The organism is Nostoc sp. (genome assembly GCF_036916985.1).
Lineage (GTDB): Bacteria > Cyanobacteriota > Cyanobacteriia > Cyanobacteriales > Nostocaceae > Nostoc.
This window is the reverse complement of record NZ_JBALFD010000067.1, coordinates 57,392-71,375: the sequence shown is the minus strand read 5'-3', so window position 1 is coordinate 71,375 and position 13,984 is coordinate 57,392. Positions and strand designations below refer to the sequence as shown.

12 protein-coding genes are annotated in these 13,984 nt (G+C 43.1%); 8 read left to right on the top strand and 4 right to left on the bottom strand.

Annotated elements, in window-relative coordinates; translation table 11 throughout:
- The first annotated feature begins 63 nt into the window (after positions 1-63).
- Positions 64-597, top strand: coding sequence for a hypothetical protein (locus V7L07_RS22835; protein WP_335061148.1), 534 nt, complete (start codon positions 64-66; stop codon positions 595-597).
- A 22-nt stretch (positions 598-619) separates the two neighbouring features.
- On the opposite strand, the gene V7L07_RS22830 is transcribed toward V7L07_RS22835, so the two are convergent.
- On the bottom strand, positions 620-880 hold the full coding sequence (locus tag V7L07_RS22830) for a hypothetical protein (RefSeq protein ID WP_335061147.1): 261 nt from the start codon (positions 878-880) through the stop codon (positions 620-622).
- Between the two features lie 156 nt (positions 881-1,036).
- On the opposite strand from V7L07_RS22830, the gene V7L07_RS22825 reads away from it, so the two are divergent.
- Positions 1,037-1,567, top strand: a complete 531-nt coding sequence (locus tag V7L07_RS22825) for a hypothetical protein (RefSeq protein WP_335061146.1) — start codon at positions 1,037-1,039, stop codon at positions 1,565-1,567.
- Positions 1,568-1,589: 22 nt separating this feature from the next.
- Entirely contained in the window at positions 1,590-1,928 is a 339-nt protein-coding gene (locus V7L07_RS22820; protein WP_442936076.1) for a hypothetical protein, read from the top strand.
- A gap of 2 nt (positions 1,929-1,930) precedes the next feature.
- Here the strand turns inward: V7L07_RS22820 and V7L07_RS22815 are convergent, their stop codons facing one another.
- Together V7L07_RS22815 and V7L07_RS22810 are read right to left on the bottom strand one after the other, a co-directional pair.
- Positions 1,931-2,095, bottom strand: coding sequence for a hypothetical protein (locus V7L07_RS22815; protein ID WP_335061145.1), 165 nt, complete (start codon positions 2,093-2,095; stop codon positions 1,931-1,933).
- An 8-nt stretch (positions 2,096-2,103) separates the two neighbouring features.
- The gene (locus V7L07_RS22810; protein ID WP_335061144.1) at positions 2,104-3,618 is read right to left on the bottom strand and encodes a phenylacetate--CoA ligase family protein; all 1,515 of its coding nucleotides are present in this window, start codon (positions 3,616-3,618) and stop codon (positions 2,104-2,106) included.
- A 237-nt stretch (positions 3,619-3,855) separates the two neighbouring features.
- On the opposite strand from V7L07_RS22810, the gene V7L07_RS22805 reads away from it, so the two are divergent.
- The 4 genes from V7L07_RS22805 to V7L07_RS22790 all read left to right on the top strand — a co-directional run bounded on the left by V7L07_RS22805 (position 3,856) and on the right by V7L07_RS22790 (position 10,799).
- Complete coding sequence (locus V7L07_RS22805) at positions 3,856-5,547, top strand: serine/threonine-protein kinase (RefSeq protein WP_335061143.1); 1,692 nt, start codon at positions 3,856-3,858, stop codon at positions 5,545-5,547.
- 85 nt (positions 5,548-5,632) lie between these two features.
- Positions 5,633-7,774: a serine/threonine-protein kinase gene (locus tag V7L07_RS22800; protein ID WP_335061142.1), complete on the top strand. Its 2,142-nt coding sequence runs from the start codon at positions 5,633-5,635 to the stop codon at positions 7,772-7,774.
- A gap of 318 nt (positions 7,775-8,092) precedes the next feature.
- Positions 8,093-9,700, top strand: coding sequence for a bifunctional pantoate--beta-alanine ligase/(d)CMP kinase (locus V7L07_RS22795; protein WP_335061141.1), 1,608 nt, complete (start codon positions 8,093-8,095; stop codon positions 9,698-9,700).
- A gap of 496 nt (positions 9,701-10,196) precedes the next feature.
- Positions 10,197-10,799, top strand: coding sequence for a superoxide dismutase (locus tag V7L07_RS22790; RefSeq protein ID WP_335061140.1), 603 nt, complete (start codon positions 10,197-10,199; stop codon positions 10,797-10,799).
- Between the two features lie 191 nt (positions 10,800-10,990).
- On the opposite strand, the gene V7L07_RS22785 is transcribed toward V7L07_RS22790, so the two are convergent.
- Entirely contained in the window at positions 10,991-11,545 is a 555-nt protein-coding gene (locus V7L07_RS22785) for a hypothetical protein (RefSeq protein WP_335061139.1), read from the bottom strand.
- Positions 11,546-11,956: 411 nt separating this feature from the next.
- Between V7L07_RS22785 and V7L07_RS22780 the strand changes: the two genes are divergently transcribed.
- The gene (locus tag V7L07_RS22780; protein ID WP_335061138.1) at positions 11,957-13,945 is read left to right on the top strand and encodes a S8 family serine peptidase; all 1,989 of its coding nucleotides are present in this window, start codon (positions 11,957-11,959) and stop codon (positions 13,943-13,945) included.
- Positions 13,946-13,984 lie beyond the last annotated feature (39 nt).

Here is a 13,984-nt window from a genome sequence, read left to right as displayed (position 1 = left end):
GTCGGCAGTTTGCAATATCAAAGCTTTGAAAAATACTAAGTACTGTATTCAGGGATTATCGCAATGAATCTAAGCGATCGGCAAGATAGGGATTTTCTAAAATTTATAGGAAAACTGCCACCCCAAGATAATTACATCCCAGTTCAATCTTTTAATCAGGGAGCATGGTATTGGGTCGATAAAAACACCCCTTGCCTACAAATTATTTCGCCCGTTCCAGATCCGTGGAGTCAGGAGTGGGTAATTGCACCCGTAGTAGATCGGGGGATTAAAAACCTCGTTGAGGAGCCTCCATTAAGTGTGAGCTTGAAACTTTTCCCCCTTCCCGCTTTAGACAAGGCTGCCTCTGTGGAAATAACTCGGCAGATCGAATACGGTAAGTTTGTCCACACGCAAGAGAAATTATACTACTTTGTGACATTTAGTTGTCAAAATGATGATTCTTTAGCAGAACGTGAAAACCCACTGAGTGAGTGGGTGACATATTTTTTCTATCCGAAGGCGAAACAATCAGAGGTTACAAGATGCGATGGCAACGAGAACACCGCAGGCATCGCAAAGAGTCAATTTATGATGTCACAGTGCATTCTGAGTTAAAATAAATGTATTCAGTATGAAATTATTGATCCTTAGAAGGGCGATGTTTGGGTAACAGGATCTTTTTCTGTTTTTCTTGGAGACTGCTGGCTTGTTTCAGGACTGGGATACACTGGTTAATCATCCAGTTTAAAACCTCGATTGGTGAGTCTCCTTGCTGAAGGCGGTTTTCGGCATTTACGCCAATTAATATTGTTTGCAGAATTAGCAAGAAAGCGTAGGCGTAGCCCGTCGTAGACATCGCTCTTTGACTTGCATTTTTACCAGATTTTTTAGCTGACATCTGAATTCACCTTGTTTTTTGGTTTACAAGGTCAATTATTTTTTTGGGTATTTCCCCATACAAATCCCCCACGCAACGTCTATAATGCTTGTATCGTCAGCTTTTGCGGCTTGGGGAAGCTTGTTTGTTTGGGTAATTTAAAATTATTTCAGACTGATGTCAAGAAATATTCGGGGAGATGAATCAGTTTTAGAAAATGTACTCACTCTGGTAGAAGCATTGTTGCAACTTTCAGAAGAGCAAGACTGTGAATCAAAACTTCCGCTTTGCGTTGTCTGGGAAGCTGATAAGCTGCAAATTACCGGATATGAAATCAAAAAGACAACAGGAAACAGAAGCAAAACAACTGAAGTTGGTACAAAGAAGGAATATTTACTCAACCAGATTAAAGATGCTGGTAAAACTTTAAAATTTCCCCGGCAAAAAGCAGAATCTAACGTTTCTCACAAAGAAAGAGAATTAGACGAGCTTCAAACTGCACTGGAGTGGCTATGGAAGTTAAGAGTGCGAGAACCGCAAAAAGCTGCGAATAATCAAGGTTATTGGAAATTTACCCTGACGCTAAAACATCAGACAGCGACGAGAAAAGATAATCTGGAGGTGGTTAAGCAGAAGTGGAAAGAATACCAAAAGGCGAATTTAAAAGAAACCTTGGCAAGGTTCCGATCAAGGTTTACCGGAAACTAAAGCCGGACTTTATCAGCAGTTTGTGGAAGAGGTTTACAAGTGGAAAGAAAACCGCTTTCCTACCACCGAACAGCAGCAAAAGGAATTAAACGCAGCGTTGGGACGTTTGGCAAAACAGGCAATTGATCAAGAAGCTTCACGGTTTCGGCTACGACATAAGTTTGTCCGTGAGGAATTAGGCGATCCAAAACAGCAAAATTCTTTATTTTCGTTAGCGTTAAAGTTGGGATGGCTAAATGAAGTTGGACTGGCTGCGGAATCAGCAACGAAAGAGAAAGTTTACGCTTTCTACCATCCCACATTTGAGGAATATTTTGCAGCGTTGGCGATCGCTGAATCGCGTCTCGTAAGCGTCTCGTAAATCTATCGCGTCCGATCTTTCCGCAATCCAGGGAATGCGATCGCACCTAATAAAACAGATATTGTGAACAGAATGGGAATGCGTAGGCGTAGCCCGCCGCAGGCATCGTTTTTGCGATCGCCCCTTGTAGAGACGCGATTCATCGCGTCTTCTTCCTGATTCATCATCGCATTCCCTATTTACGCGTATAACGATGTTTCACGCCAATCGGAAAATATTCTGCATCCCCCATTGGCGCTAATGTAACCTGTGGTGTTTGATATTCTACAGGAACATAATTAGCAAACTCGCTATTTAGACGTAGCAGTTGTGAAAGAATAGAAGATGCGATCGCAACTCTTCGCTCTTCACTACCCTCTACCCCTGCTCCTAACTCCACAACTACTGATAAAAATCGATTCTTATCTGCATCTTCCTTCACCTGCAAGACAAATTTACCCGTCACCCATTCTTGAATTCCTGGTTGTTCTAATCCCACCGTCACATTTTCGGGATAGATATTTGCACCAAAGTAGGAAACCGTAAAATTAGAACGGCCGAAGACATAAACAAAAGGTAGCCGATGAATACCTCTAACTGATTGTTGACTCTCAGAACGGAGATTTTCAAGCGGGTTAAATCCCCATTCAGCTAAAAATTGCAGCATGGCATCATAACTAATTATTCCGCCAGTATCTAAAATGTCATAACGCACTAAGGGAATACCGTTATCTCCCGAAAACAGCAATCCGCCGTCTTGAACTTCAAAAAAGCGATTGCAAGGATCGTATTGTACTAGTGTGGGTAAACGCGATTCCCCAAATAAAGCTCTAGCGGCATCGGGATTTATTGCCAAAAAACGGCGAATACAGATACTTAACGGGGTTTCATTACCCAAAACTCCGGCATCCGCAGTGCCGTAGAGTGATGCAAAATCATAGCAAGGATTTTGCGAACCAATTCTCTCGCCAACTAAACTCCGCCATTCTTCGCTAAATACTTCTCCCGCCATCACTAATTTAATCTGATATTGCTGCCACTCCACACCACGAGCGATACCAGTATCTATCACATCTTTTAAAAATGGCGGGTATCCCAATAACACCACTTGTTCAAATTCTGAACCAAGTTCTTGGACAACTCGCAATATTTCTTCTTTATTGTTACCAGGAGTAATTACAGTGATGAGATAACCTTTGCTAGCAAGATAACGACAGCAATTAGTGGTAAACATCCCACCTACCCAAGTGCCTAAAGTGAAACAAATCACTGCTAGGGTACGTCTAGTATCTGAATAAAAACTATCGTGAAAAATCTGTTCAAAGCGTGTGGCGATTTGGAGTTCATCTGTGAAAAAACGAGGCCAAAATGTCGGTTTACCACTAGAACCTGATGAAGCAGCTATCATGTCGCACGCTTCTAGTTGTCCGTTGTGGCACAAGTCAGCTAAGGGATAACGCAGGATATAATTTTGTTTAGCGATCGCTGGGAGTTTTTGAAACTCCTCCAAGGTTTGAATAGTCGCGGGATTAATTTCTCTTTCTGCTAAAAACACCTTGTAGGCCGGTACATTAGCCGCTACATCGTGAAATAAACTCAAAGCTGCCGAAGTTTGAGTGTTGAGATGCCTTTGCAGTAATGTTTCTAGGGGGGTAGATAAAAAATCTTCAAATGCTTTGATTACTTGCTGCTGTCTTGATTTCCGGTTCATGACCCTTGTTGTTTATCCTGGAGTAAAATCAACATCGTTAAACAGTGCTGTTAGCGGTAGCGGGGCGTTTAGCCCGTGCTGAGTAGCGAGTGCTGAGTCAGAAAACAATAATCGCATAGGCTAAACCCTACCTCTACGCTAACAGTATCAAATTCTCCTAACCTTGGTAGAATATCCGAAAATGGGGATAGGCGCGTTGTAGTTATTCAATAAAACCTTAATTTATCCTTCAGCACCATGCAGCTCTATTGCAGTAAACAACACACAAATAATGGTAGTAACCGCTTTTGTACCCATTGCGGTGAACCATTACCTCTGGCTGTGGGACAGGTTGTAGATAATCGCTATCAAATTATCCGTCAACTAGGACAAGGTGGCTTTGGACGTACCTATTTGGCGGAGGATAGAAATAAATCCCATCAAACCTGTGTGCTGAAGGAATTTGCACCCCAAGTACAAGAACACCAAGATTTACAAAAAGCTAAAGAGTTATTTGAACGAGAAGCGAATGTTCTGAAAAAACTCCAGCATCCACAGATTCCGCGTTTTCACGCCTCGCTACAAGTACAAATAGGCGCTAAAGATTTTTTCTTTCTCGTGCAAGATTATGTGGATGGGGATAATTACTACCAGTTGTTAGAACAGCGTGAAAGTCAAGGCAAAACCTTTAGTGAAGAGGAATTAATCACTCTCCTGCAACAAATTTTACCAGTCTTATCCTACATCCACTCGCAAGATGTCGTTCATCGTGATATCTCTCCTGATAACTTGATTTGGCGGCGTTCTGATAATTTGCCAGTACTGATTGATTTTGGCGGTGTCAAGCAGTTGCCGGCTTCTCAAGGTTTTTGGCGCACCAAGTTGGTTGGAAATAACACTATACTGGGTAAAAAAGGCTACGCTCCAGAAGAACAACTACGGCAAGGACAAGCCTTTTTTAGTAGCGATTTATATTCTTTAGCTGTGACTGCATTAGTGTTGCTCACAGGTAAAGAACCACAAAAATTATACGACAGCTATCAAGGAATTTGGGGATGGGGAAAGGAAATCCAAGTTAGCCCGCAACTAGAAGCGGTGTTAAAAAAGATGCTAGCTTATAAACCGAGCGATCGCTATCAACGAGCCGAGCAAATCCTCAAAGATTTACCATCGCCAACTGCAACTAAATCCCCAGGTAATTATATTACTAGCAAGATTAAGACGATGGTAGTTGCTCCGGGAAGACAACGCGCCAGTGCTATTGTGAGTAGATTTCAGAGCAAAACGCAAGCAATTGCTAAACCGATGTCTTGGCCTGTTTGGATTCGCCCTTTTGTGATGAGTTTAGGGGGGACGGCTTTAGTTGGATTAACTTTAGCGGCGGGAAATGCAGCCATTAGGGCTGTAACTTCAATCAGCATCCCGTCAATTTCATTACCTTCATTACCGCAAATCCCCCACTTTCCAGGTGGTAAGCCAGTCAGCGAGAAAGGAAAAAATAGTGATCTCCAAAAAATTATCAGTCGTCGTCAACAGCTAGAAATTCCTGAAGGATTTTTTATTCGCTTTGTAGATGATTTATTTTATACAAAAAAACCTGAATTAAAAGGACGTAGCCTGACATCTAAACCTGAAGATGCTGGTTTACGAGATGAATGGTCTGGTGTCGCTGACGATTTATTGAATAAAATAGAACAGGCTGATATCAGTACAGCATCTCGTCGAAAACTGGGTAAATATACGGCACAAGATTACGAAACATGGAGACGACAAGCGCGATCGGGGCAGTTTGGGAATTATACAATCGATCAGCTGACCAAAGATACAAATGAAAAATTTGATCGGTTGTTTCCGGGTCAGCAGCGTGGGAAACTGAATCAACAGACTTTTGGTCAAGTTTGGTATGCGATCGCAGCCGATCAAGTCAGTAAAGTACAATCTGGCAAGTAAGGGGATTGGGGACTGGGGACTGGGGAAGAGTCACAAATAACTAATAACTAATGACAAATGACTAATGACTAATGACCAATAACTAATGACTAAAATATTTTGTTCTAAAGGACATGAAAATTCCCCAGGTAGTCGCTTTTGTCTCCAGTGTGGTGAAAAATTGTCGGGTGCGTCCATGAGTTATAGTATCCAACCGGGGTTAACTTTAGGCGATCGCTATGTGATTGTGCGTCAAATTGGCCAAGGTGGCTTTGGACGCACTTATTTAGCTGAAGATGTCAACCGTTTCCGCGAACTTTGTGTTTTAAAAGAATTTTCCCCACAAGTTCAAACAGCTTACGTTGTCCAAAAAGCTGAAGAACTGTTTGAAAGAGAGGCGAGTGTTCTTTATAAATTGCAACATCCCCAAATTCCCCGCTTTCGGGAACTGTTGCGGTTAAATTTAGGCGGCAAAGAATATCTGTTTTTGGTGCAAGATTATGTCGAAGGGGAAACCTACAACTCGTTGTTAAATGCCCGAATACAACAGGGTTTGCGCTTTACCGAGGCGGAAGTACGCCAATTGTTGCAGCAAATTTTGCCAGTGTTGGAATATATTCACTCCATTGGCGTTATTCATCGAGATATTTCTCCAGATAACTTAATGCTTCGCACTGTTGACAAACTGCCAGTGTTAATTGATTTTGGCGGTGTCAAACAAGTAGTAGCAACCGTTGCTTCCGAATATTACCAACCCGGTATAGTTGCATCTTCTCCATCACCAACCCTATTAGGTAAAATAGGTTTTGCTCCCCCAGAACAGATGCAAACTGGGTTAGTATCTCCCCACAGCGACTTGTATGCCTTGGCCGCATCAATGTTGGTTTTACTGACAGGAAAACAACCCCAAGAATTAATTGATACTTATACTCTCAGTTGGCAGTGGCGGCGTGAAGTTAACCTGAGTCAAATTTTGGCACAAGTATTAGATAAAATGCTATCTGCTAGACCAGGCGATCGCTATCAATCAGCCCGTCAAGTACTCCAAGCTATCAACTCACCCCCAGCAAACTATCCCCCAACTCAATACCCCACTCCACCACAACCCACATCCGCCACCGTCGCTATTTCTCCACCTCCCCCAACTCCCTCATATTCCCCGCCTCCCTCATCTCCTCCCCCTTGGTGGACACCAACAAAAACCTTTCTAATAACGGTGCTAGCGGCTGGTAGTATTGGATTAATTTGGTGGGGAGTGACTGGCCGCCGCGATATCGGGGAAGTCAAACCTAATCCCACAGCCAGCCCAATTCCAACCAGTCAACAACCAACCGATCCCTTAGCGCAATATTCACCAGCAGAACGGCAGCGTAAAGAAAAATTAAGCGATCGCCGTCAACAATTGGGTATTGGCTCTAACTTCTATGTAAACTTGGTGAATCAAGTTTTTTGGGATAAAAACCCCAGTTTACGGGGACGCACTCTCAGCAATGGTTCTGAAGATGAGAGTTTGCGCGCAGAATGGGATACAACCGCTTCAGAATTACTAGAAAAACTTGCACCACTGAGTTCCAATGCCCGCCGACAACTGGGAAGCTACACAACTGCTGAACGCGATCGGTGGAAAGTGGAAGTCAATAAAATCAACGTTGGTAGTCGTTCCTTATATGATTTGGGAGATGCTGCTTTTTTCAGTGTATTTCCTGAACAGCGGGGTAAAAATTTCCAAGGTCAGCCCATTGGACAAGTTTGGTATGGTTTTGTTAGCGATCAACTTAGCGCTATCCTTGTCGGTAGCACTTTCCAGAAACTTGTCTTTGATCCAGGTGCGATCGGCAAAACGGTTGACGGTACTCTTCAACCTGGTGGTGGTAAGGTATTTATTGCTGGACTTGCCAAAGACCAATCTCTAGAATTGAAACTACAAGGAAATTCCCAAGTTTTATTATCAGTTTATTCACCCTCTGGTAAAATTCAATTTCTAGAAGATTCTACCAAGCGTAGTTTGTCAACTAAATTACCAGAAAGCGGATTTTACGAGTTTGTCGTGGTTTCCACAGCAACAAAACCAGTAGATTATCAACTCACCATCACAGCAGAAACTCCCACTCCAACGCCAACTTCCACCCCATCGCCTACACCAACGCCTACAGAAACTCCCAGACCAACGCCAACTGAAACTCCGACACCAACTCCCATAGAAACTGCCACTCCGACACCGACACCAACGCCGGAGACAAAACTCTAGTGGTGTATCACATTAAATTTGAGGGATAAGAGAACGAACCGCATACTCCTGCGGAGAAGCAAGCTACGCGTAGCGTCTCGTTAGAGAAGGACGCAAAGAGCGCAAAGGAAGAAGGAAAGAAGAGAAATTGAAATTTGATTTACCTATCAGAATTAATCAATCTTTTGTAGAGACGGCGATTCATCGCGTCTCTTGCCTTAACCGAACTGTATTGCCTCCACTCCCCTCAGCCAGACATGAGATGAAAAGCTTAACTCTTACCTCGATTTCAGATATAAACTAACGGGGGAGGGATCGATAAGAACTAGGGGTATTTTTGTGCGCCTGCTGACAACAGTGGCAGCTTTACGCTGCTATTTAACTAAACGCTGCTTAGAAAACAAACAGATAGCGGTTACTGAGGATCTGAAACTAGATGACATTACTGGCTGGTATCAGACGGCAGTCGGCCTGGTGCCAACTATGGGGAATTTGCATCAAGGTCATTTAAGCTTGATCCAACGGGCGCGACAAGAAAATTCTACGGTGATTGTGAGTATTTTCGTTAATCCCCTGCAATTTGCTCCCAATGAGGATTATCAACGCTACCCCCGTACTTTAGAGCAAGACCAACAACTTTGCGAACAAGCTGGGGTAGATGCCATTTTTGCACCGACTCCGGAAGAGATGGCCGTTCCCCAGAAGAGTATACAAGAATCAAAAGTTACACAAGTTATCCCCCCATCTGCTATGATAACAGGCTTGTGTGGTCGTTCTCGCCAGGGTCACTTTCAGGGTGTAGCTACGATTGTTACCAAACTTTTCAATTTGGTGCAGCCTAATCGTGCCTACTTTGGTCAAAAAGATGGTCAGCAACTAGCAATTATTAAACGCTTAGTAGCTGATTTAAATTTGCCAGTAGAAATTGTTGCTTGTCCAACAGTGCGGGAAGGATCGGGTCTTGCCTTCAGTTCTCGTAATCAATATTTGACTGCAACGGCAAAAGAGGAAGCAGCGGTATTATATCGCGGCTTGCGACGGGCTGAAGCCGCGTTTCGGGCAGGCGATCGCAATAGCAACAAGTTAATAGCAGTGGTACAGCAAGAAGTGGCAATGGTCAGCACGGTCTCAGTGGAATATATTGAATTGGTTGAACCGACTACGTTGATGTCTTTAGAAAAAGTTGAGGAGGAAGGAATGTTGGCGATCGCAGCTCGTCTTGGTGCTACACGTTTGATTGACAATACGATATTGCGCGATCGTCAACCTATTATCGCCATTGATGGCCCAGCCGGTGCTGGAAAATCCACAGTGGCGAGGCAAGTGGCAGCAAACCTGAGTTTAGTGTATTTAGATACAGGAGCAATGTACCGTGCTGTCACTTGGTTAGTACTACAACAAGGGATTGCTATTGATGATGAGTGTGCGATCGCAGAATTAACTAATCAGTGCAAAATTGAACTTACTCCTACCCAAGACTTACAAACGTCTGTGCAGGTTTGGATTGACGGTCTTGATGTTACCCAGGCAATTCGCACCATTGAGGTAACTTCTCAAGTATCGGCGATCGCTGCCCAAAGCGCTGTACGTCAAGCACTAGTTAAACAACAGCAAAATTGGGGTAAAAGAGGTGGTTTAGTCGCTGAAGGTCGGGATATCGGTACTCACGTGTTCCCCGATGCCGAAGTGAAAATCTTTTTAACCGCTTCAGTCAGCGAACGTGCCCGTCGTCGTCAGCAAGACTTTAACAAACAAGGTCAACCCGAAGTAAGTTTAGAGCAGCTAGAACACGACATCGCCGAACGTGACTGGAAAGATAGCACTCGCAAAGTTTCTCCTTTGCAAAAAGCAGCAGATGCGATCGAAGTTCAAACCGATGGTTTGGACGTGTCTGAAGTCACAGCACAAATCGTTAGCTATTACCAGCAGCGTTTATCTGGGTGGTAATCACCACTGTTAGTTGTTTAATTTCAAAGGGTGGTGGGTGAATGATTATTCACTTACCATCCTCAAAACTGCATTTAAAAACAAAATAGCTAATTTGAGAATTGGCTATCTTAGTTGAAAATCAAGCCTTGAGCCTTGTACTAAAAATATTAGATTAATTAAGAATTAAATCATCTAGCTTTAGACTGATTTTTCACATCGCAATAATCGTACTCAAGATGGAAGTATGAAAGCCGGAATTGCTAAATGCTAATTATTTATTAGTCTCTGGAATTTGTGAAATATTAGCCATTTTTATTTATAGTCAGCAATTACTAGCGATTTAACTTATCACAAAACTACTTTGTTTTCATCTTCACTTTGGTAGTAGAATAACGATGTTAAGTTTTATGTTTCACCATAAAAAGCATAAAACTGTCAAAAACAAAAGCTGCTAATTTCCTGAGCTTCTGCAATAGCTTTCAACTGGAAACCGGTAAAGAGAGGATTTCATAAAATGACATTTACACTACCCGCCCTACCCTACGAATTGAATGCTTTAGAGTCTTTTGGTATATCAGGCGAAACCTTAGAGTATCACTATGGCAAGCATCACAAAGCTTACGTAGACAAGCTCAACGAGCTGGTTGAAGGTACAGAACTTGCCAATAAGTCTTTGGAAGAGGTAATCCAAATTTCCTTCAAAGACTCCTCTAAAGCGGGAATCTTCAACAACAGCGCCCAAGTTTGGAACCACACCTTCTTCTGGAATTCCTTAAAGCCAGGCGGTGGCGGCGCACCCACTGGTGAACTTGCAGCCAAGATTGATAAAGACTTCGGTAGCTTTGACAAATTCAAAGAAGAGTTCTCTAACGCTGCTGCAACTCAGTTCGGAAGCGGATGGTCTTGGTTAATTGATGATGGTGGTACGCTGAAAGTTATCAAAACACCAAATGCAGAAAATCCACTAGCTCATGGACAAAAAGCACTCCTAACCTTGGATGTTTGGGAACACGCCTACTACATTGATTACAGAAATGCCCGTCCAGCGTTCATCAAGAATTTCCTAGACAAAGTGGCTAACTGGGACTTTGCTGCTGAAAACTTTGCTAAAGCTTAATCATCTGTCAGTCTTAAATTGGTTGTGACAGTAGCTTTTAATAAATATGTAAAGCGGAGACAACCAGTTAATTTATCAATAATTACCAGCAGTCATGACTAGTGTCGTGGCTGCTTTTAATTATCTGGGCAAATGAGATATTTCAATAATTTTTAAAACCCTTACCAGATGTATAGTTTGTAATTTATAATTTATCTCCAACCTCTTTCCATAAGCATTTGAGGTTCGACATTCTCAACATTAGCGATCGCTTCTAACTGCGAAATCCCAGCGATCGCATCAACAATATTACCTGATTTGGCACGCAACCAAGCGGTATGAGGTGCATAAGAAAGGCTTTGTGCTACTTCATAACCTGCTTGATTAATGACCTCGCGCTGCGACTCCACGTCAACGCCTTCAGCAAAGCGAATAAAAACCAGTCCAGTTGGTACTGCTAAGGAAGCATTTGCTTCTAGTGTATAAATTGGACTTAATATATCCTTTTCTGATTGATTGGGTTCGCCTGAAAAAACTGCGATTTCACCGTTATTAAGTTGTAAAATAGCTCCTGCTGGCACGGTGCTGGGTTGATTGTAATGTATTGCATAGTATCCAGACTTACGAGTGTAGGATACAGCAGTGCGACCGCTACCAACGCGAATTTGTTGGGGATACTCAGAAAAAGAGTCTTTTTGCAATCTCACTTCAGCACTCAGGGGTAAAGAGTAAACCTGTAGAAAATACTCGGCTGGAAAATAAAACATTTTTCTCAAGTTCTAATGATGTTATAGCGTTTTTCAGTGGTATGGAATACATTTTTTTTTCATCGTGATGCACAGTTCGCGCCTACAGGTAGTGAAGATTCTTAAAGCAACCTGATTTTGAATCTCCTCTTTTCTGGAAAGATGAATCGAAAGCTTGTATGAACTTAGATAGATTAAATTCTGTATTGTAATACACATATAACACATGAAATAAAAAATATCCATAAACTAAACGGCAGATCACTATGTATGTAGCAAGCCTTCAAATTAAGGCATAATACGGTTTCCCATGCCCCTTAGGAGTGCTGAGTGCTAAGTAATGAGTGAAATTCCCCACTCAGGGCTGGGAAATGTTTTGCCCAATACCCAATGCCCAATTCCCAATTTTCAAAACATTTAGGAGATTAAACAATGGTTCAGGTTCGCTATGGTGGACAGAACGGCCAACAGTATGAATTTGCGATCAGCAACGAACATGTTGTAGTACGTACTGAAAGCCGCAGCACTATTGTGGGTGCAAGATCCTTTGAAGTCGCACCTGTATCACCCATAGCTCGTAGTATCCTCAATCAATTTGAGTTAACAACACGGTTTCGGCAAGCGGGTGTAGAAATTTTGCAAGCGAAAGTTCCGAATCAGGGTATTGCTTTGCGCGATCGCGCCCGTGAAATTCTCAACAATGAGTCTGAAGTCCAATTTGCCGGACGTGTCTTAATTGATCCCATATCCCAACAGCCTGTAGTTTACACCGAAAACCTTTTTGTTAAATTTGACAGCGAGGAAGAGTCAAGGGTCTGCCAAGAGGTTTTAAGACGTTACAGCTTAACAATTAAACGCCAACTTGAATACGCACGAAATGCTTATTTTGTCAGCGCGCCTGCAAATACTGGTATGGCCGTCTTTGACATTGCCGAGAGACTTCTGAATGAGGAATCAGTGGAACTGTGCCATCCTGAACTAGCGCGTGAATCACGCCAACGTCAGGTTTTCCCGCAGCAGTGGCACTTAAAGCAAACAACAATTAATGGTAAGATAATCAACGCCCACGCCAACGTTGAAGCAGCTTGGAAGTTGAGCGATGGTACAGGGACAATTATTGCAATTATCGACGACGGTGTGGATCTCGATCATGAAGAGTTCCGTTCCTCTGGCAAGATTGTTGCCCCACGTGATGTCACACGTAAAACGAATAATCCCAGACCGGGAAACGATAATAACCACGGCACATCCTGTGCGGGCGTAGCTTGTGGAAACGGCAACTTTGGGGCATCTGGTGTCGCACCAGGCGCAAAACTCATGCCGATTCGTTTAGCTTCGGCGTTGGGGTCACAAGATGAAGCAGATGCTTTTATTTGGGCGGCTCAAAATGGTGCTGATGTGATTTCTTGTAGCTGGGGGCCAGCGGACGGTACTTGGTTTGAGCCAGACGATCCTGTACACAAGCAAAAAGTACCTCTGCCTGATTCCACACGACTTGCTATAGACTTTGCAATCACTAAGGGGCGCAACGGCAAGGGTTGTGTAGTTTTATTCGCCGCTGGTAATGGTAATGAAAGCGTGGATAATGATGGTTACGCCAGCTACCAAAAGGTGATTGCGGTGGCAGCTTGTAATGACTACGGTAAGAGAAGCGCTTACAGTGACTTTGGTCAAGCTGTCTGGTGCGCCTTCCCCAGCAACAATGGTGACAGTTCTCAAACCTCTGGAATTTGGACGACCGATCGCTCTGGTGTACTTGGTTATAATTCAGGCAATCAGAATCTAGGTGACGCCGCAGGCAACTACACAAACGAATTTGGTGGAACTTCCAGCGCTTGTCCGGGTGCTGCGGGTGTTGCAGCCTTAATTCTTGCCAGAAACCCAAATCTGCGTTGGGATGAAGTGCGAGATATTTTTAAACGTTCTAGCGATCGCATTGACCCCACTGGAGGTAAATATGATGCCAATGGTCGCAGCCCTTTCTACGGTTACGGTCGAATCAATGCTCTCAAAGCTGTAGAATTAGCCAAGCCTGCTCAAACATCACCCATTAGCATATTTAAAGCAGTCCAAGATATTCCAATTAATGACTTGCAAGTATCAACATTATCGTTGGCGATCGCTAATACCACCCTTTTGAAATCCATCAAAGTTCTAGTAGACATCGAGCATACTTATATTGGGGATCTTATAGTTACTCTCCTTCCCCCAGTGCAAATCGGCATACTGCCAATAGTTCTGCACGATCGCCAGGGTGGAGCTACAGATAATATCAAAACGACTTACGATGAGGTAAACACCCCTAAACTTGCTGCCTTCAAAGGTAAAAATCCTCAAGGAACCTGGACTCTAGAAGTTGCAGATAAAGCTAACGCAGATATCGGAAAGATTCGGAGTTTGACCATTGAAATTGGATTTTGAGTTAAGGATAATTGTTGGTTGGATAGAGCGATCGCTCTA

What these genes read in the sequence shown, in the direction of transcription:
- V7L07_RS22825 (WP_335061146.1), top strand. Translation starts at nt 1,037, where the DNA reads ATGTCAAGAAATATTCGGGGAGATGAATCAGTTTTAGAAAATGTACTC.
- V7L07_RS22815 (WP_335061145.1), bottom strand. Translation starts at nt 2,095, where the DNA reads ATGATGAATCAGGAAGAAGACGCGATGAATCGCGTCTCTACAAGGGGC.
- V7L07_RS22785 (WP_335061139.1), bottom strand. Translation starts at nt 11,545, where the DNA reads ATGTTTTATTTTCCAGCCGAGTATTTTCTACAGGTTTACTCTTTACCC.
- V7L07_RS22830 (WP_335061147.1), bottom strand. Translation starts at nt 880, where the DNA reads ATGTCAGCTAAAAAATCTGGTAAAAATGCAAGTCAAAGAGCGATGTCT.
- V7L07_RS22835 (WP_335061148.1), top strand. Translation starts at nt 64, where the DNA reads ATGAATCTAAGCGATCGGCAAGATAGGGATTTTCTAAAATTTATAGGA.
- V7L07_RS22805 (WP_335061143.1), top strand. Translation starts at nt 3,856, where the DNA reads ATGCAGCTCTATTGCAGTAAACAACACACAAATAATGGTAGTAACCGC.
- V7L07_RS22790 (WP_335061140.1), top strand. Translation starts at nt 10,197, where the DNA reads ATGACATTTACACTACCCGCCCTACCCTACGAATTGAATGCTTTAGAG.
- V7L07_RS22800 (WP_335061142.1), top strand. Translation starts at nt 5,633, where the DNA reads ATGACTAAAATATTTTGTTCTAAAGGACATGAAAATTCCCCAGGTAGT.
- V7L07_RS22810 (WP_335061144.1), bottom strand. Translation starts at nt 3,618, where the DNA reads ATGAACCGGAAATCAAGACAGCAGCAAGTAATCAAAGCATTTGAAGAT.
- V7L07_RS22780 (WP_335061138.1), top strand. Translation starts at nt 11,957, where the DNA reads ATGGTTCAGGTTCGCTATGGTGGACAGAACGGCCAACAGTATGAATTT.